A 19329-nucleotide genomic window follows, 5' to 3' on the forward strand; every position below is an offset into this window, starting at 1 on the left:
GATGTATTGAAAACGAACAAAATCTTTGAAAGAATTTCGCAGAATGCATTTTTAAAACAAAGTCTAAGTACTTTGTTTTTGAGGATTTTTGGAGTTGTTTTACTTTTTGGATTCACCATATTTCTAACAAAATGTTACAGTCCTAAATTAGTTGGGCAGTATGATTTTGCACGTTCTTTTCTTTTAGCCATCGGAAGCATATGTTTATTAGGTTTCGATCAGTCTATTTTATATTTTAAAGGAAGATTGGCGGGCACGGGAGGACTTGAGCAATTGAAAAAAATCTACTTTAAAATGGTTGCAATGCTGTTTGCAACTTCAATTGCAGCAATTGTTATTGTTGCCTTAATTAGTAAGGAATTAATAAATAATTACTTTTCAGATAATGAGGTATATTCTATTTTATTAAAAGGTACAGCAACATTGTTTTTCTACGGAATTTCGACTTTAAATACAGAGATTTTTAGAGCCTTAGATAAATTGTATACGGCTGAATTGTTTAGAAATGTTGTGAAATATGTTCCTTTAATTGCAGGCGCGATACTATTATTTTATTGGAATAAAGAAACCTATTTGGTAGATATTTTTTTGATTGGATTTGTTTTGCTTTCAATCATTAGCTCAGTATATGTTTATATTTATTTTAGAGAACTTACAGTCACAGAAAGTAACGATACTTTTTCGCATAAAGAAGTATTCTTAAAATCGTACCCAATTGCAATAAGCGGAATGGCAATGTTTCTTTTAATGAGTTTTGATATTATGTTTTTAAAAAAATATCGAAATGACGAAACAGTCGCTTTTTATTCTGTTGGTTTTAAAGTAATGACCATCGTTTCAGTAATAATTTTAACCATTAATATTACTGTTTCAGCAAAAATTGCAGAGTTTTTTGCGAAAGATAATAAAGCAGAATTAAAAAGAATTTTACGAAATAGTGTTCGTTTAATCTTCGGAATCACATTTCCGGTAATAGTTATAATCAGCCTGTGTTCTGAGCATGTATTGTCTTTTTTTGGGCATCAATACGTAGTTGCAAAAGAAGCTTTTTTAGTTTTAATAATTGGTCAAGGAGTTTGTTCCGCGTTTGGGTCTGCGCCGGTTTATTTGAATATGACGGGAAGACAGCATATTTTTCAGATTGTTTTAATTGCGGCTGTTGTAATTAATTTTCTTTTAAACCGATTTTTAATTCCAGAATATGGAATGGTTGGTGGCGCGATTGCATTTGTTTCAAGCTCTATTTTCTGGAATAGTGTTGTAGCCTTAATTATTTATCGAAAAGATAAAATAGTGATTTTTTTACATTAAGAAATGACAATTTTTATATGAAAATAGAAAAAAGAAAAGCAGCATTTTTACTTATTGCAACAGCCAATCTAGCAGTTGCAGCAGCTGCTTTTTTTATTTTGCCTCCCAAGTTTTTTTATGATGCTGCTATTATTGCATACGATAAAGGAAATGAAATAGGATATATAGGGAGTTATCCGGTTTCGATTTTGTTGTATAAAATTTCTGGACTGCGTTGCTTACCCTTTCCAATCATTGCTTTAATTCAGTTTCCTGTTTTAATGTATGTTTTGTACAAAATAGGTATTCCAGATCGTTTTGAAAAGCTCAATGTCAAGAACATTTTGGTTTATATGGCATTTTTAATGATTGCCATTTTTGTATCAATGCCGTCAAAAGAGTTTATAACCTTTTTATATCTCTCTCCAATCGTTTTTATGTGCTTAAATGAACAAATTTCGTTGAAAAGAACAATCATATACACAGTACTTTTATTGTTGGTTTTCGGCGTGTTTTTTCGTCCCTATTATCTTTTAATTCCAGTTATTGGCGGCGGGATGTATTTAGTAAGTTTAGTGAGTTTTAAAAGTAAAACTATAACAACACTGTTTTATGGTTTGCTAATAGCCATTTTTTTATCTTTTAGTCATGGCGTTTTAAAAGGGAAATATCTTTCAGAAATCAGCCGAGAAGTGGTAAACAATGAACGTATAGGTTCTGCTGATGCCAATTCTATTATTATTTCTCCCGTTAAAACAGATACGTGGTACGGAGAAGCTATTGGAATATTTTACGGATTTTTTACAGTCAATATTCCAATAAACGGCTTAAAACACCTATTATCACCACAAATAATTATATTTATAATCTGGCAGTTATTACTGTTTTACATTTTATTAGTTCGGTTTGCAAAATGTTTGGCAGATCGAAAAACATATTCAAAAGAACTGTTAGTACTGCTCATTATTTTTTCTTTCTTTATCGTACAAGGAGTTTTTGAACCCGATTTAGGCACCGCTGTACGACATAAAATGGGTGTTTTTCCTTTAATTTATTTTGCATTATACTATGAATCTTTCAGAAAAAAACTTCAATAAAATATTTCATGTTTTTTTGTGTCTGATTGCAATCGCAATGATATTCAGAAAACCATGTTCGCTGCTTATTATTTTATTTAGTGTTTTTAGTTTGATCTACGTAAAAAAACTAAAATTCAGCAAAACAGCTTGGATTTTGACTGCTTGTATCGCTTCACCGCTTTTGTTAGAATTATTATTTTTCTGGAATAATGATTCTATATCTAAAGGATTAAAAGCGGTTGAAAAGAGTACTTCGCTGCTATTATTTCCAATCTTTATTATTGGCCATTATCAGCGTGTAAAATTTTTAAAATTAATAGAGACTTATAGTATTGCAACAACAATGCTGATGCTGTTTTTTTTAACTAGATTTTACGTGGTTTATCCTGATTTGGTCAGTAAATATTTAAGCAGAATTGACCTTTGGGAAATGGGTTATAAGTTTGCAGACAGCATTGGTATTCATGCACCGGCTCTAAATATGCATTTGGCATTTGTCTCTATTTGTGCATTCTATTTTGTGTTTTACAGCTTTCAGAATAAAGAAAAAAGTACTTTTAAAATACTTCGAATAATTATTTTTTTACTTTCATTTTTCTTTGTCCTTTTAGTAAATACCAGAATGGCGTTGCTTAATGCTTTGATTGGTTTTTTAGTTGTTTTCATTTTCGAAATAAAATCAAGATTCAACATAAAAAAAATGATCCTAACAGCAATAACAGTGTTACTTGTATTAGGTAGTATTTTGTTCGTTTTTATACAGAAAAACCCCTATATGAAGGAGAAATACTCTACTGTAACTTTTGCCTATATGGATAAAGTGGGAAAATTAGATGAAATTGATCATCCAGAAATTTATGCTTTCAATTCATTAGCAGTAAGACTCTCGGTATGGAAATCAGCTTGGGAATTATCCGTTAAAAATCTTCCTTTTGGAGTAGGAGCTTCTGATGGAAAACCAGAATTAAATAAATATTTTAAAGCAACCAACCAGCAGTTTTTGGCTAAATATGAATTTCCAACGCATAACCAGTTTTTAGATTTTTTACTAAAATTTGGAATCCTTGGTCCTTTAGTAGTAACATTTTATATTTTCAGTATCGGATATTTAGGATATGATTTGAAAAATGCGATAATAATTTCATTTTTCATCCTCTTTTTTACCTCAAATTTAACTGATGACTTTTTGCTTAGATTTGATGGAATTGCCTTTAGCGGATTTTGGTTTTCTGTTTTTTCAAGTTATTGGCTGCCGCAAAAAGCTATTCTTGATATAAATCAAAAAGCTGTTTAAAGTTTTTATTTTTATCAAAAAGATCCTTGCATCGAATTAATGCATTTTCTCCAAAAACAGTTCTTGTTTTTGAATCTTTTAAAGCGTTAAAGTAACTTTCTAGTTCATTGATTTCGTTAAAAAGAAACCCCGTTTTATTAGGAACAACAATGTCTTTATTGCCAATAATATTGGTGGCAATTACAGGTTTTTCTAGCGCCATCGCTTCTAAAATTGCAATTGGAAGACCTTCCCAAAGAGAAGTCTGCAGATAAATATCAATTGAATTTAGTATTTTAAAAACAGCATTTTTGTCTAAAATCCAACCCGTAATCTGAATATTTGGCACTGTAATCAAATGGTTTAGTTCTCCATCACCAATCCAGATAAAATTAAAATCAGGAAATTGTAAAGCAATCTCATTAAACAATTTAGGATTTCTTGCCGCAGTTATTCTGCCCAATATGCCAATGGTTAGTTTTGTGTTTTGATGAGGTAAAAAGTATTGACGAATTTCATTTATATCAACACCATTTCTAATAAGTTTTGAGGGACCGATATTTTTAGCAATTTCAAATTCAGTATCACCACAAGCAACAATTGTTCCTCTAAATAGGTACTGAAAGCTTTTTTCTATAACAGAATAAAACTTTTTTGTACGATTTGAAATGTCAGTTCTTAAAAAAGCATATCCGTGCGGAGAATAAAAAAGCCTTGTTTTTTTGAATAAGAAAAAAGAAGAAAGTCGTCCTAAAACCCCAGCTTTTGAGGAATGAAGATGAATAATATCAGGATTAATTTTTTTAAGTTCTTGGGTAAGTTTAATAATAGATTTTAAATCTTTCACGAGAGAAATTTCGCGAACCATATCTAGGTGTATTAAGTTAACACCTTTAGAGAATTCGGCATTAACCTTTTGAGAACTAACACCATTTCTATTACTGCTGTAAATAATAGTAGTTTCGATGTTTTTGCTTATTTCTTCATCACCAAAGTAAGCTGACAAATCTTTAAAATAAGTATAAACACCACCTTCTAGTGCCTCAACAATATGTACAACTTTCAAAACATTTAGAATTTAGAATCGTAAAAATAGAATAAACCAGTTTAATATCGACTTAAAAAAAACAAATCTCATTTTTAGTAAAAATTTTAGTCAATTTAAAAGGCCGGATATTTTATTACATTTGTGCATATTTACAGCCATTATCAAAACAAAAGGTTCAATAAAATCATTATGAAAAGAATACTTATTACCGGAGCAGCGGGTTTTTTAGGATCACATTTGTGCGATCGATTTATCAAAGAAGGCTATTTTGTTATAGGAATGGATAATTTGATTACCGGCGATCTTAAAAACATTGAGCATTTATTCAAATTAGAACATTTTGAATTTTACCACCACGACATTACAAAATTTGTTCATATACCAGGCGATTTAGATTATATTTTGCATTTTGCATCGCCGGCAAGTCCAATAGATTATTTAAAAATTCCAATCCAGACCCTAAAAGTTGGTTCTTTAGGAACACATAATTTATTAGGATTGGCAAGAGTAAAAAAAGCTAGAATATTAATCGCTTCAACATCTGAAGTATACGGAGATCCATTAGTACATCCTCAAACAGAAGAATATTATGGCAACGTAAATACAATTGGACCAAGAGGAGTTTATGACGAAGCCAAACGTTTTCAGGAATCAATAACAATGGCATATCATACTTTTCACGGTGTTGAAACCAGAATTGTACGTATTTTTAATACTTATGGTCCAAGAATGCGATTGAATGACGGGCGTGTAATTCCTGCTTTTATCGGACAGGCTTTGCGTGGAGAAGATTTAACGATTTTTGGAGATGGTATGCAGACTCGTTCATTTTGTTATGTTGACGATCAAGTAGAAGGTATTTTTAGATTACTGCATTCTGATTATGTATATCCAGTAAATATTGGAAATCCAGATGAGATTACAATAAAAGATTTTGCAGAAGAAATTATAAAACTTACAGGAACAAATCAAAAAGTAGTTTATCATCCATTACCTATAAACGATCCATTACAACGCCAGCCAGACACAACCAAAGCAAAAGAACTGCTGGGTTGGGAAGCAAAAGTGAGCCGTTCTGAAGGAATGAAAATTACGTATGATTATTTTAGATCACTTTCTAAAGAAGAACTTTCTAAAGAAGAGCATAAAGATTTTTCGGGTTATATTAGATAAACGGTAAACGGAATTATTTTCGAAGATAATAAATTTTGATAAAAAGGCATAGAGGAATTATTTATGATGGCATTTCACACAGGAAGATATTCAAAATATATTAGGCCAATAAGTATTTTAATCGACCTGACAATGATCTCTATACTCAGTTTTTTCATTTTTTTTAATGAACTGGGTTCATCAAATATTTGGATTTTAATATTTTATCAAATTATCGCTTGGGGAATAGTTGCCTTTTCTGTTAAATTTTATGATGTATATCGCTTTACAACTCCAGTTGCTATTACATCAAAAATAATCAAACAAGGAATTTTATTTGTATTGACTGTTATTGCATTTTTTCCATTTTCTAGACAAGCCATTTTTAACGAATCAAAGATTTTTTTGTTTATAATTCTGGTTTTGGTAGTAGTTACCGTTTTTAAATTTGCTTGGTTTTTTTATTTAAAAGAATATAGAATAATAACAGGCAACAATTATAGGAATGCCGTTATTATTGGATTTACACCAGAAGCAATTAGTCTTAAAAATCTTTTTGAAACCAGAAAAGACTATGGGTATAGATTTTTAGGATATTTTTCAGATATAAATGAAAATCAGAATATTACTGGAAAATTAGATGCTTTAAAGCCATTTGTGATCGAAAATGAAGTCGATGAAATTTACTGTTCTTTGAATGAAGTATCAAACAACAGTTTGAAAAAGCTAATTGATTTTGCAGATGAAAATAATAAAACGATAAAGTTTATTCCTGATACAAAGGAGATTTTCTCAAAAAATCTAAAGATAGATTACTACGATTTTTTCCCAGTATTGTCATTAAAACAAACCGTACTTAATGAGCCTGCAGTAAAATTCATGAAGCGTCTGTTTGATGTTTTATTCTCTCTTTTGGTAATCGTTTTTTTATTGTCATGGCTGATTCCAGTATTAGCTATTTTAATCAAATTAGAATCAAAAGGTCCCGTTTTTTTCAAACAAGGCAGACCCGGAATAGATGAGAACGAATTTGTATGTTATAAATTACGTTCTATGTATATTAATAAAACAACTGAAAAAGAAGCTTCAAAAGATGATCCTCGCGTAACAGGAATGGGGCGTTTTATGAGAAAAACAAGTATAGACGAGCTCCCGCAATTTATAAATGTTCTATTAGGTGATATGTCCGTTGTTGGACCTAGACCTCATTTGTGGTCTCAGAATAAAGAATACAGCAGCAGAGTAAAAAAATACATGATTCGCCATTGCGTAAAGCCAGGAATTACTGGTTTAGCGCAAGTAAGCGGTTTTAGAGGCGAAATAACGATAGAAAGAGATATGATAAACCGAATAAAGTTTGATGTTTTTTATATCGAGAACTGGTCTTTAATTTTAGATTTAAAAATAATTCTTCAAACCGTTATTAATATTTTTAAAGGCGATCAAAAGGCATATTAATGAATGATTTAGTTTCTATTTTAATGCCAACGTTTAATGCTGAAAAATTCATTAAAGCTGCTGTAGAATCAGTTCAAAAGCAGACTTACGAGAACTGGGAAATGATTTTGGTTGATGATGCATCAACAGATAAAACGGTAAAAATTATTGCCGATTTTATTCAAAAAGAAAGCCGAATAAAACACTATCAATTACAAACAAATTCAGGAAATGGTTTCGCTAGAAATATTGCTTTAGAAAAAGCTTCAGGAAAATATATTGCATTTTTAGATGCCGATGATTTATGGTTTCCAGAGAAATTAGAAAAGCAAATCCAGTTTTTAAAAGCAAATAATTTATCGTTTACATTTAGTTTTTACGATTGTATAGATGACAACGGAAACAATTTAAACAGAAGAGTTCAAACTCCGATACCATTGACTTATAAACAACTGTTTTTTTGCAATTACGTTGGAAATTTAACCGCTATTTACGACGCAGATTTTTTTGGAAAAATCAAATTAGAATCTTCTCAAAAAAGACAGGATTGGAGATTATGGCTTACCATTTTAAAACAAATTAAAGAGGCAAAAGCTGTTCCGGAATCATTAGCTTTATACAGAATTAGAAAAGATTCTATTTCATCATCAAAATTCAAATTGATCAAACACAACTTTGGTGTTTATCGGGAATTTCACGGAAATAATCTTGTTTTTTCTGTTTTTTTGATGATGAGGTTTTTGTTTACTCAATTGATTATCAAACCAAAATATATAAAGAAGATTTAAAATTCAACTTGATGTCGCAAATTATGATATCAAGTTTCTGTCACAATTTGTGACCTTGAAGAATTATTTTTTATAACCAATTTTCACTCTTTCAGATTCATTTTCTTTTTTTTCAGTCAATTCATCTAAATAAGAAAATACCAATTCAATATTTTTATCATGATTTTCTAACTTCTTCTGGATCTGAAGTATATCAACTTTAATTTCAGTTGTATCCAAAAGCATTTGCCTCACTTTTGTGAAAATCCTCATGATTTGAATATTGGTTTGAATTGCTTTGTCGCTTTTTAGGACGCTTGAGAGCATTAAAACTCCATGTTCTGTAAAAGCAAAAGGTAGATATTTTTGATATTTACCTCTTCCTTTCTCTAAGGTCACAAATTGTGACCTTAGAGAATCATATTCGATTTTAGTGAGTTCAAATATGAAATCTTGTGGAAATCGAGATAAATTTCTTTTAACGGCTTGTTTTAATACTTTAGTTTCTATTCCATAAAGTAACGCTAAATCGCTATCAAGCATCACTTTTTGACCACAGATAAAATATATTTTATTAGAAATTGTTTCTTCAGAAAGTAAAGATTGATCTTCCATAAGTTTTTAATTAGAAAATCAAATGTAAGATTTTATTTATATTTATAAATATGATTTGAACTGTTTTAGTTTTCCGCGATTGGTTCTTTCTAAAACAGTTTTTCTTGTAAAAGTGAAGTTTAAATTGGGTTCTAAATAGAAATCGATAGCTTCTTTTATTTTTTGAATTTGTTCTGAAACTAATGCTGTATCAGCAACATATTCAATTTGAAAAGTATCTAATTTGGTTTGTTTGATGATAAATTCTTTTACTTTTCCGTCGTCTTCAATGATGCTTTTGGTTACATAATAAAACGTCAAACCAGGCGATTTTTTTCCGCTTGGAAGAATTGCAATATCATTTGTTCTGCCAATAAGTTTTTTGAGAATTGGTTTTTGTGGTGTGCTTTTTTCGTCTAAAACTCCAATGTCGCCAATTTCATATCGGATAAATGGATTTGCTTTATTGAAAAGCGAAGTAATGACAATCTTTCCTTCTTTCCCGTAAGGGAGAACATTATTATTTTCATCTAAAATTTCTACAAAAAGTGTTTCCGCATTTACCTGCCATTCGTCTTGCGGATTTTCAAAAGCAATTAAATCCAGTTCTGAAGCGCCGTATTCATTGATAATTGGAATGCCGAATTGTTTTTCTAATAGTTTTTTATCCATTTCGAAAAGCATTTCTGAGGTAACAAAACAGGCTTTTAATGTTGGACAAATTTCATTTAAAACGATATTTTTCTGCTCTAGAAACTTAGCAAACAGAACAATAGAACTTGTATATCCGTTGATGTAATCGAATTTTTTAGTTTTGAATTTTTTCAAAAATTTAGCCAAAACATCATCTGATAAATCAAACACTGGGAATCGAACCCGGCAACTCAAAAAATCTTTGAAACGTTCTTTTTGGTAGCCAATAAAATCCATCGGAATTCCATAAAAACGTGCCTGATAGGAATGATTAAAATCGATCCCGAACCATCCAAAATGCATAATATTCGATGCCCAAGTCAAAGCATGTGAATATTTATCTTTGGCAAAAATTAAAGGAGTTCCGCTTGAACCTGATGTTTTGTTGAGGTAAATGGTTTTTTTAGAATAGCCTTTTGAAAGTCTTTCTTGCAGCGGCTTTTGAAGATTCTGTTTATTTAAAATCGGTAAATCTTTCCAATTTTTAAAAGTTTTATCTCCAACTAATGCCGCATAAAAAGAGTTGTTTTTCAAGTGAAAATCAACAATTTCTTTCTTTTTATTTTCAAGAAATGAAGCAAATTCTTCTTCAGAAAAACAAACAATCTTATCCAATTCGGTTTTGGCTTTCTTTATCGGAAAACCATTTAATAGAAGAGAAAGATCAAAAAGACGAATCATTTTTCTTATAATTTTAGTCAAAAGTAATATTTAGCAATTATGAACAGTGAAGAATCAATAAGTTTTTGAGATTTAATTATTTTTTACGTGCAAAAGCAATTATTTTTGCACCACAACTAAATACAACTACACCATGACAATTTTATTATTGGGATCAGGCGGAAGAGAGCATGCTTTTGCGTGGAAAATGATTCAGAGTCCGCTTTGCGAAAAACTTTTTGTTGCACCAGGAAATGCAGGAACAGCTGCAATTGCTACAAATGTTGCAATGTCTCCAACCGATTTTGATGCTATTAAAACATTTGTACTTCAAGAAAAAGTAAGTATGGTTGTTGTAGGTCCCGAAGATCCTTTAGTAAAAGGAATCTATGATTATTTTAAAAACGACGAAAGTTTAAAACATATTCCAGTAATTGGACCATCAAAATTAGGAGCACAGTTAGAAGGAAGTAAAGAATTTGCAAAAGAATTCTTGATGAAACATAATATTCCAACAGCAGCTTACGATAGTTTTACTGCCGAAACAGTTGAAAATGGATGTGCATTCTTAGAAACTTTACAACCTCCTTATGTTTTAAAAGCAGACGGTTTAGCAGCAGGAAAAGGAGTTTTGATTATTCAAGATTTAGAAGAGGCTAAAACGGAATTGAGAAATATGCTTGTTCATTCAAAATTTGGAGCAGCGAGTTCAAAAGTAGTTATCGAAGAATTTTTAGACGGAATTGAATTAAGCTGTTTTGTTTTGACTGATGGAAAAAGCTATAAAATTCTTCCAACAGCAAAAGATTACAAACGTATTGGCGAAGGCGATACAGGATTAAATACAGGCGGAATGGGAGCAGTTTCTCCAGTTCCTTATGTTGATGCTGTTTTGATGGAAAAAATAGAAACTCGTATCGTAAAACCAACAATCGAAGGTTTCCAAAAAGATGGAATCGAATACAAAGGATTTGTGTTTATTGGTTTAATCAATGTAAAAAATGAACCAATCGTTATTGAATACAACGTGAGAATGGGAGATCCAGAAACGGAAGTTGTAGTGCCAAGATTACAGTCTGATTTGGTTGAGTTGTTTCTTTCGGTTGCGAATCAAAAATTAGACGATTTTACTTTAGAAGTTGATCCAAGAAGTGCAACTACAATTATGGTGGTTTCTGGCGGATATCCTGAAGATTTCGAAAAAGGAAAAGTAATTACTGGTTTAGAAAATATTACAGATTCAATAGTTTTTCACGCGGGAACAAAATTAGATAACGAAAATGTCGTTACTAATGGAGGACGTGTTTTGACTGTAACATCATATGGAGATGATTTTCAGCAGGCCATAAAAAAATCTTACCAAAACATAGATAAACTAAGCTTTGATAAGATGTATTTTAGAAAAGATATCGGATTCGATCTAATATAAATGAATTCTCTAACCCTTTTCGGAGGGTTAGATATTTTTTATTTTAAAAAAGAGTGAGCCGTTGTATCTTGGTTTTCTGTTCCAGCATCATCAAAAATGCGTAATTGTTTAATCCAATAAACGATTGCACATGCACAGATGATCATGAAAATCCAGTTAATTGTGTTTGCACCAAACCAAGTAATTAGTTCTAAATGACGTAAAAAGTCAAGTGGAGCAAACAAAATGTTAACGAATAAGTATTGAATTCCTTCGAAAAAAGCTGTCATAATTTATAAAATTATATGTTATTATTGTTTTTAACGCATTGAATTAAAATTCAAAAGAATCTTTTTCAACTTGTTGGTTTTTCCTTTTAAACAAGTATTATATTTACAGTCACAAAAGTATAAAATATCCTTATGATAACAAGTGTTTTTAAAAAATCTACGCCATTAAATTATTCATTGGTTGTAATTTTGATACTGGTTTTCTTTTTTATGTTTCAAATTCGAGAAACGTCTTGGATAAATTCATATTTTACGATATTCCAAAAATTGAGTTTATTGTGCTTTATTTTGGCTTCTTTTTTCATGATTAATTTCATTGTTAAAAAGAATGGCCTCAGTAAAGACAATGGATACGCGATATTTTTCTATTTATTATTTATATTATTTTTCCCTACAATATTTAATAATCCGGATGTAATTTATGCTAATTTTTTCATCTTATTAGCACTTCGAAGATTGGTTTCACTTCAATCTCTTAAAGCATCAAAAGAAAAAATATTTGATGCTTCTTTTTGGATTTTTGTAGCTTCTTTATTTCAATTTTGGTGTGTCTTATTTTTAATTTTGGTTTTTATATCGATAGTTTTTCACGTTTCGAGAGATTATAGGAACTGGGTTTTACCCTTTATTGCGCTTTTGGCTGTAGCTTTAGTGTTTACCATGATATCTTTAATGTTCAATATTAATGCGGTTGAATTTTTTCAAAAACGCGCAGTAATCGATTTTAGAATAGATTATTTTAAGAACAATTATGAAAACGGTGCGCTTTCAATATATGTTGCAGTTGCTTTATTCTTTGTAGTTTCAATGATTACAACATTGTCAAACAGGCCTCAGATTGTTCATGCCTCTTACAAAAAAGTGGTGGCCTGTTTCTTTATTGCCGCTCTTGTTTTTATTGTCTCACCAGATAAAAGCAATGATTTATTACTGTTTAGCATTGCACCGCTTACTATTATGGCAGCGAGTCATATAGAGTATGTACAGCAGAAACTTAATAACGAAATTGTATTTTATGTACTGATTTTGTGCAGTTTATTTACGTTTTTCTCGCAATTATAATTTACTTCCAAAAGCAAGATCACCTGCATCACCAAGTCCAGGAATAATATAGTTTTTCTCGTTTAGTTTTTCGTCTAACGAAGCAACCCATAAATGACAGTTTTCAGGAAGGTTTTTTTCTAGATAAGCAATTCCTTCTGGAGCCGCAATAACTACAACAATGTGAATTTCTTCCGGAGTTGCATTTTCAACTAGTTTTTCATGAACAGCAACTATTGACTGACCAGTTGCCAGCATTGGATCAAGTAATAAAACGGTTTTATTATTGATATTTGAAACGGCTTGATATTCAACTCTAATTTCAAATACGTGATCATTATTAGGATGATATCTGCAGGCCGAAACAAAACTGTTTTCTGCATTATCAAAATAATTTAAAAAGCCGGTATGTAGAGGTAATCCAGCTCTTAAAATCGAACATAAAACCAAATCGGCAGCTATTTCTGTTGTGTTTTTTATGCCAAGCGGAGTCTGAATTTCGACGTTTTTATAAGTAAGATCTTTACTCAATTCATACGCCATAATTTCACCTATTCGTTCTATATTTCGTCGAAAACGCATACTGTCATTTTGAACATCTATATTTCGGATTTGACCTAAAAAATGATTTAAAATGCTGTTATTTTCAGATATATAATGAATTTTCATAGTTAAATTTTAAAATTATAAATTTGGTAAAAATACGAGAACAAAAAATTACTCGTTATTATTCGCACCATAAAAGTATAAAAAGTATCTTTGTAACTCTAACAAATAAAGACATGTTTTCAAAATTAGCATATTCTGTTTTCGAACAAAGCATCAAAGATTATCATAAATTTGATAATGTAGATCAACCTATAAACAATCCTTATCCAAAGGACAAATTCGAACATTTATTATATCTAAAAAATTGGATTGACACTGTTCAATGGCATTTTGAAGATATTATTCGTGATCCGCAAATTGATCCAGTGGCAGCTCTTACTTTAAAAAGAAGAATCGATGCATCTAATCAGGAACGTACTGATATGGTAGAATACATCGATAGTTACTTTTTGCAAAAATACAGCAATGTAAAAGTAAAAGACGGTGCGAAAATTAACTCTGAAAGTCCAGCATGGGCATTTGACAGATTATCGATTTTGGCATTAAAAATTTATCATATGCATGAAGAAGCTACTCGCGCAGAAGCTACACAAGAACATAGAGATAAATGTCAGGAAAAATTAAATGTTCTATTAGAGCAAAGATCTGACTTGTCAACTGCAATTGATGATCTATTGACTGACATCGAAAATGGTGATAAATTCATGAAAGTATACAAACAAATGAAAATGTATAACGACGATGAATTGAATCCTGTTTTATATCAAAATAAAAAATAATTGGCAAAATTGTCCAATAAAATTAAGCATATAGCCGTCATGAGACTATCCGCAATGGGAGATGTCGCCATGACGGTTCCTGTTTTACGTGCTTTTGTAAAACAATATCCAGAGGTAAAATTGACTGTTATTTCTCGTCCTTTTTTTAAACCTTTTTTTGACGGAATTCCGAATTTGGATTTTTTTGTTTTTGATGAAAAAGAAAGACATAAAGGTTTTCTAGGACTTGTACGCTTATTTAAAGACGTAAGTAAATTGAAAGTGGATGCTTTTGCAGATCTTCATAACGTTTTGCGATCTAAGGTTGTGGGCTCGCTTTTCGCTTTGAGCGGAAAAAAAAGAGCAACTGTTGATAAAGGCCGCGAAGGGAAAAAAGAATTGACGAGAGCGGAAAATAAGATTTTTACACCATTACCAACAATGTTTGAAAGACACGCAAAAGTGTTTGAAGAACTTGGTTTTTCTTTAGATTTATCTAACCCTCAATTCCCAGAAAAGGCAAATTTAAGTGAAGATATTTTAGAAATTATCGGAAACAAAAATCAAAAATTAATTGGTATCGCACCTTTTGCACAATACGATTCTAAGGTTTATCCGTTAGATTTAATGAAAGAAGTTGTTGCAAAATTAGCAGAGAATTCATCCTATAAAATTTTGCTTTTCGGAGGTGGAAAAAAAGAAATCGAGATTTTAGATTCAGTAGCACAACCTTTTGAAAATGTAATTAATATGGCTGGAAAAATTAAATTTCAACAGGAATTACAGTTAATCAGCAATCTTGATGTAATGCTTTCTATGGATTCTGGAAATGCACATATTGCCGCTATGCTGGGCGTAAAAGTAATAACGCTTTGGGGAGCAACTCATCCTTATGCAGGATTTTTGCCTTTTAATCAAAGTCTTGAAAATGCTCTAACTTCTGATAGAAATCAATACCCGCAACTGCCAACTTCGGTTTATGGAAATAAAACTGTTGAAGGTTATGAAGATGCGATGAGAAGTATTTCTCCTAATGAAATCGTTCAAAAAATTCAGTTAAGCGTATAATCCATTCAAATCATGAAGAAAATATCCAATTGTTTTCTTTTTATTTCTATTGGCTACAATTACAACAAAATGATTCTCTTTTTCTGTAGACAGTAAAATGTGTTCAAAGTTCTCGGTTGAATTTCTATAGACTTTATGCACCAATTGAGACTCTTTGATTTTATGTGAAAGTATTTTTGCGGCTTTTAATTTACTCACATAAGGCCAGATGTTAAAAATATTTTGGTCAGAGATTTTAATTTCAGTCATTTTCCCAATCATTGTTGAGTTGTACTTTTCTGAGGTAAGTAATTTAGGTCCTTTTTTATTTCGTTGTTTTTTAATTATAAAGTAAATACAAAAAAGAGCTGTTACTACAAAAATTGCGATAAATGATAAACGAAGGAAGTGATGTATTGTCATGATATTTAATGTTTAAATGTGTTGACAAATTTGATTTAGGACTGTAAATCTAATATAAGAGCATCAGATTATGAGTGCTTTAATTTTACCCCTAATTTAATAAAAAATCAGCATTATTTTAGCTAAAAAATGTTTTATTGTAACTTCAGCTGTGTTAATTTTTTCTACCATTACAACCACTGTAAATATTAAAAAACAAAAAAAATCCAAATCCCAATTGTAAAGTTGGAATTTGGATTTTATATTTTAGAATTTAATACAGACTATACGTCGTCGTAATCAACATAAATAGTTTCAGATGTTGGATGTGCCTGACAAGTTAAAATTAAACCTTCTGCAATTTCACTATCTGTTAAAATAGAATTTTTTGTCATTTCAGCAGAACCTGCAGTTACACGTCCTAGACAGCTGCTGCAAATACCACCTTGACAAGAATAAGGAGCATCAACACCTTGTTTTAAAGCCGCATCAAGAATAGTTTGTTTTTGAGACATCTCAAAAGTAACTTCTTCATCATCAACTAAAACAGTGATTTTTGTATGTCCTTCTAACGAAGTTTTAATTTCATTTTCTTTTGAAGAAGAAGTAAAAAGCTCAAACTTAATAGCAGATTCTTTTACGTTTTTCTCTTTCAAAACATTAGAAACCGTGTTGATCATTTCTTCAGGTCCACACAAGAAAAATTTATCAAACTCTAATTCTTTGTGTTTGTTATTTAAAACAAAATTCACTGCCGATTTTTCGATTCGGCCAAATAATGCATTTTCAACTTTTGCCTGGCTGTAAACATAATGCACAAAAAAGCGGCCTACGTATTGCAATTGTAAATCATGTAATTCTTGATGAAAAATAGTTTCTTCAGGAGTTTTGTTTCCGTAAACTAATACAAATGAGCTTTTTGGTTCGCTTTTTAAAACTGATTTTAAAATAGACAAAACAGGTGTTATACCACTTCCTGCTGCAAAAGCCACATAGTTTTTTTGTCTTTCAGCGTCAGGTTCAAAGGTAAATTTACCCTCTGGATGACCAACTTCAAGAACATCTCCCGCTTTAAGCTTTGTATTTGCAAATTGCGAGAATAAACCATTTTTAACCGCTTTTACCGCAATTCGTAATTCGCCGCTTTCTGGCGCAGAACAAATTGAATAAGCACGACGAATTTCTTGATTATCAAGTGTTAACTTTAAATTTATGTATTGGCCAGCTATAAATTTATAATCTGGTTTTAGTTCTTCAGGAACATTAAAAAGAACAGAAACAGCGTCGGCAGTTTCACGTTTTACCTCTTTAATTATTAGTTTTAAGAATGAAGGCATGATTAATTTTTTTTGCAAAAGTAGCAAAGACTAAGTAATTGACACTTACTAAAATATTTTTTTTAACTTTTTTTGTAACGTTTTCCTACATTTGATCTCTTACTACCAAAATCAAAACAAATTAACAATGATTAAAAAGTTTATTTACCTTGAATGGAAAGCCTTTGCCAGATCTGCATCATTTGGTAAAAATTTGGCGATGAAGATTTTACTGGGGTTTTTAATGATATATTTTTCATTAATTTTTATAGGAGCGGGTGTTGGAGTATTTTATGCTCTTAAAAAAATGAATCTCGATCCGTTGCAAACCGTCAATAAATTTTTAATTTATTATTTTTTGTTCGATTTAGTTATTCGATTATTAGTACAATCTATTCCAGTTTTAAATATTAAACCTTTGCTGGTTTTACCTTTTAAAAAATCAGTTATTGTTCATTTCTCTCTTGGCAAAACAATGCTGTCATTTTTCAATTGGGTTCATGCTTTGTTTTTTATTCCGTTTTCGGTAGTACTGATTTTAAATGGATATGATCTAATCGAAATTATTTTTTGGCATTTAGCCATACTGTCTTTAGTATACATCAATAATTTTCTAAATATTATATTAAGCAACATAGATAAATTGTTTGTTGTTTTTATTGGAATAATTTTAGTTTTGGCAGCTGCTCAGTATTATAAATTATTTGATATTACGACGTTTACAACACCTGTTTTTCAAGGATTTTATGATATTGACGGACTATTTTTAATTCCAGTTTGGGTATTAGCAGGCCTTTATCTTTTTACTTTTAAGTATTTCAAGAAGAATTTATATCTAGATGCTGGACTTTCAGTAAAACAGGATATTGCTACAACTGAGAATCTTTCGTGGTTGAATCAATTTGGAACAGTTGGAACATTTCTAAAGAATGATATTAAACTTATTAAAAGAAACAAAAGATCAAAAACAACCATTTTTTTGAGTGTTGTCTTCCTGTTTTACGGCCTGCTCTTTTTTGGAAACACAAGTCAGCCGCAAGTAATGCAAATTTTTGGCGGAATATTTGTTTCGGGCGGATTTTTATTTGTTTTTGGTCAGTTTGTACCAAGCTGGGATAGTTCTTATTATCAATTGATGATGACACAAAATATTCCGTATCGCGGATACATTACTTCAAAATGGTGGCTGATTGTTATTGCTACTTTTGTTTCAACCGTTTTGGCTTCATTTTATCTTTTTTACGGATGGGAAGTTTATTTAACCATTGTTGTTGGTGCCATTTATAATATTGGTGTAAACTCACATTTAGTGCTTTTAGGAGGAGCATTTACAAAAACACCTATTGATTTAAGTAGTGCTGGCGGGGCTTTTGGAGACAAAAAAGCATTTAATGTAAGCGCTATGCTGCTTTCGCTGCCAAAAATATTTTTGCCATTACTGTTGTATTGGCTTGGGCTTCATTTTGCTGATAAAACGGTTGCATTAGCTTTGGTTGCCACGGCAGGAGTTTTAGGCTTAGTGTTTAAAGAAAAAGTATTTTCAGTAATCGAAAAGAGATACAAAATAGAAAAGTATAGTACGATAAGTGCTTACAAACAAAAGAATTAACGTAATTAGAAAATGTGCCAATTCGATAATTAGATAATTTTTATCTGATTGACAATCAAAGAAAAAATAGATTTTTTAATCTAAATCAACAATCTAAAATCTAAAATTAAAATGATACAAGCAAATCAACTTTCAAAAAAATATAACGGAACTACAGTTTTAAATATTAATAATCTTGAAATCCCAAAAGGACAAAGTTTTGGGTTAGTTGGGAACAACGGAGCAGGTAAAACAACTTTTTTTAGTCTGCTTTTAGATTTGGTTCAGCCGTCAACAGGATCTATAAAAAATAATGATATTCAAGTAAATACAAGCGAAAATTGGAAATCATTTACAGGTTCATTTCTTGATGAAAGTTTTTTAATTGGATATTTAACTCCAGAGGAATATTTTTATTTTATTGGTGATTTACGTCGTCAGAATAAAGCTGATGTTGATGCTTTGTTAGCAGAACATGAGGAATTTTTTAACGGAGAAATATTAAATAATAAAAAGTATCTGCGTGATTTATCTAAAGGAAACCAAAAAAAGGTAGGTATTATAGCGACTTTAATAGGTAATCCTGAAGTTGTTATTTTAGATGAGCCTTTTGCAAATTTAGATCCGACTACAGTCAGCCGATTAAAGAAAATTATTAGAGAATTGGCAGATAATCCAAATATAACTGTTTTGGTTTCAAGTCACGATTTGCAGCATACAGTAGAGGTTTGCGATCGTATTGTGGCGCTTAACAAAGGCGAAATTGTAAAGGATATTCAAACATCAAAAGAAACCCTGCAAGAGCTTGAATCGTTTTTTGCCGTATAAGTTTCTATATTTCAAAAAGAAGCGTATTTTTACAAGTCTTTATACTAAA

The 19329-nt window shown here is 30.7% G+C and carries 19 protein-coding genes; 12 read left to right on the top strand and 7 right to left on the bottom strand.

Annotated elements, in window-relative coordinates:
- Positions 1-6 precede the first annotated feature (6 nt).
- Genes B0A75_RS06735 through B0A75_RS06745 form a run of 3 tightly spaced genes read left to right on the top strand, consistent with a single transcriptional unit; the run spans position 7 to position 3663 of the window.
- Positions 7-1311 carry an MATE family efflux transporter gene (locus tag B0A75_RS06735; RefSeq protein WP_089053533.1) on the top strand — a complete coding sequence of 435 codons (1305 nt, stop codon included), beginning with the start codon at positions 7-9 and terminating at the stop codon, positions 1309-1311.
- A gap of 17 nt (positions 1312-1328) precedes the next feature.
- Positions 1329-2387, top strand: a complete 1059-nt coding sequence (locus tag B0A75_RS06740) for a hypothetical protein (RefSeq protein ID WP_089053534.1) — start codon at positions 1329-1331, stop codon at positions 2385-2387.
- A 37-nt stretch (positions 2388-2424) separates the two neighbouring features.
- The gene (locus B0A75_RS06745) at positions 2425-3663 is read left to right on the top strand and encodes an O-antigen ligase family protein (RefSeq protein ID WP_244284353.1); all 1239 of its coding nucleotides are present in this window, start codon (positions 2425-2427) and stop codon (positions 3661-3663) included.
- Here B0A75_RS06745 and B0A75_RS06750 read toward each other — a convergent pair.
- Positions 3632-4708 carry a glycosyltransferase gene (locus B0A75_RS06750; RefSeq protein ID WP_089053536.1) on the bottom strand — a complete coding sequence of 359 codons (1077 nt, stop codon included), beginning with the start codon at positions 4706-4708 and terminating at the stop codon, positions 3632-3634. The two genes, B0A75_RS06745 and B0A75_RS06750, sit on opposite strands and share 32 nt — an antisense overlap.
- Before the next feature lie 171 nt (positions 4709-4879).
- On the opposite strand from B0A75_RS06750, the gene B0A75_RS06755 reads away from it, so the two are divergent.
- From B0A75_RS06755 to B0A75_RS06765, 3 genes are all read left to right on the top strand, one after another.
- Entirely contained in the window at positions 4880-5863 is a 984-nt protein-coding gene (locus B0A75_RS06755) for a UDP-glucuronic acid decarboxylase family protein (RefSeq protein WP_089053537.1), read from the top strand.
- 63 nt (positions 5864-5926) lie between these two features.
- A complete protein-coding gene (locus B0A75_RS06760) occupies positions 5927-7300 on the top strand; it encodes an undecaprenyl-phosphate glucose phosphotransferase (protein ID WP_089053538.1) in 1374 nt (457 codons plus the stop codon).
- The gene (locus B0A75_RS06765; protein WP_089053539.1) at positions 7300-8067 is read left to right on the top strand and encodes a glycosyltransferase family 2 protein; all 768 of its coding nucleotides are present in this window, start codon (positions 7300-7302) and stop codon (positions 8065-8067) included. Before B0A75_RS06760 ends, B0A75_RS06765 begins: the two co-directional genes overlap by 1 nt.
- 63 nt (positions 8068-8130) lie before the next feature.
- Here B0A75_RS06765 and B0A75_RS06770 read toward each other — a convergent pair whose 3' ends face one another.
- Positions 8131-8661, bottom strand: coding sequence for an ORF6N domain-containing protein (locus B0A75_RS06770; RefSeq protein ID WP_089053540.1), 531 nt, complete (start codon positions 8659-8661; stop codon positions 8131-8133).
- A gap of 42 nt (positions 8662-8703) precedes the next feature.
- On the bottom strand, positions 8704-10014 hold the full coding sequence (locus B0A75_RS06775; RefSeq protein ID WP_089053541.1) for a phenylacetate--CoA ligase family protein: 1311 nt from the start codon (positions 10012-10014) through the stop codon (positions 8704-8706).
- A gap of 133 nt (positions 10015-10147) precedes the next feature.
- Between B0A75_RS06775 and purD the strand changes: the two genes are divergently transcribed.
- Positions 10148-11422, top strand: coding sequence for a phosphoribosylamine--glycine ligase (gene purD / locus B0A75_RS06780; protein WP_089053542.1), 1275 nt, complete (start codon positions 10148-10150; stop codon positions 11420-11422).
- A gap of 38 nt (positions 11423-11460) precedes the next feature.
- Here the strand turns inward: purD and B0A75_RS06785 are convergent, their stop codons facing one another.
- Positions 11461-11691, bottom strand: a complete 231-nt coding sequence (locus tag B0A75_RS06785) for a DUF6341 family protein (RefSeq protein ID WP_041519835.1) — start codon at positions 11689-11691, stop codon at positions 11461-11463.
- A 132-nt stretch (positions 11692-11823) separates the two neighbouring features.
- On the opposite strand from B0A75_RS06785, the gene B0A75_RS06790 reads away from it, so the two are divergent.
- Complete coding sequence (locus tag B0A75_RS06790; protein WP_089053543.1) at positions 11824-12753, top strand: DUF6427 family protein; 930 nt, start codon at positions 11824-11826, stop codon at positions 12751-12753.
- Here B0A75_RS06790 and upp read toward each other — a convergent pair.
- On the bottom strand, positions 12748-13401 hold the full coding sequence (gene upp / locus B0A75_RS06795) for a uracil phosphoribosyltransferase (protein ID WP_089053544.1): 654 nt from the start codon (positions 13399-13401) through the stop codon (positions 12748-12750). The two genes, B0A75_RS06790 and upp, sit on opposite strands and share 6 nt — an antisense overlap.
- Positions 13402-13514: 113 nt before the next feature.
- Between upp and B0A75_RS06800 the strand changes: the two genes are divergently transcribed.
- Positions 13515-14120: a DUF4254 domain-containing protein gene (locus tag B0A75_RS06800; RefSeq protein ID WP_089053545.1), complete on the top strand. Its 606-nt coding sequence runs from the start codon at positions 13515-13517 to the stop codon at positions 14118-14120.
- A gap of 39 nt (positions 14121-14159) precedes the next feature.
- Positions 14160-15167: a glycosyltransferase family 9 protein gene (locus B0A75_RS06805; protein ID WP_089053546.1), complete on the top strand. Its 1008-nt coding sequence runs from the start codon at positions 14160-14162 to the stop codon at positions 15165-15167.
- Here the strand turns inward: B0A75_RS06805 and B0A75_RS06810 are convergent.
- Both B0A75_RS06810 and B0A75_RS06815 read right to left on the bottom strand, forming a co-directional pair.
- On the bottom strand, positions 15156-15569 hold the full coding sequence (locus tag B0A75_RS06810; protein ID WP_089053547.1) for a hypothetical protein: 414 nt from the start codon (positions 15567-15569) through the stop codon (positions 15156-15158). The genes B0A75_RS06805 and B0A75_RS06810 overlap by 12 nt on opposite strands.
- Before the next feature lie 263 nt (positions 15570-15832).
- A complete protein-coding gene (locus B0A75_RS06815) occupies positions 15833-16885 on the bottom strand; it encodes a 2Fe-2S iron-sulfur cluster-binding protein (protein WP_089053548.1) in 1053 nt (350 codons plus the stop codon).
- 127 nt (positions 16886-17012) lie between these two features.
- On the opposite strand from B0A75_RS06815, the gene B0A75_RS06820 reads away from it, so the two are divergent.
- Together B0A75_RS06820 and B0A75_RS06825 are read left to right on the top strand one after the other, a co-directional pair.
- Positions 17013-18473: a DUF5687 family protein gene (locus tag B0A75_RS06820; RefSeq protein WP_089053549.1), complete on the top strand. Its 1461-nt coding sequence runs from the start codon at positions 17013-17015 to the stop codon at positions 18471-18473.
- A 111-nt stretch (positions 18474-18584) separates the two neighbouring features.
- A complete protein-coding gene (locus B0A75_RS06825; RefSeq protein WP_089053550.1) occupies positions 18585-19280 on the top strand; it encodes an ABC transporter ATP-binding protein in 696 nt (231 codons plus the stop codon).
- The last annotated feature ends 49 nt before the right edge of the window (positions 19281-19329 follow it).

This window comes from Flavobacterium oncorhynchi (genome assembly GCF_002217355.1).
Taxonomy (GTDB): Bacteria; Bacteroidota; Bacteroidia; order Flavobacteriales; family Flavobacteriaceae; genus Flavobacterium; species Flavobacterium oncorhynchi.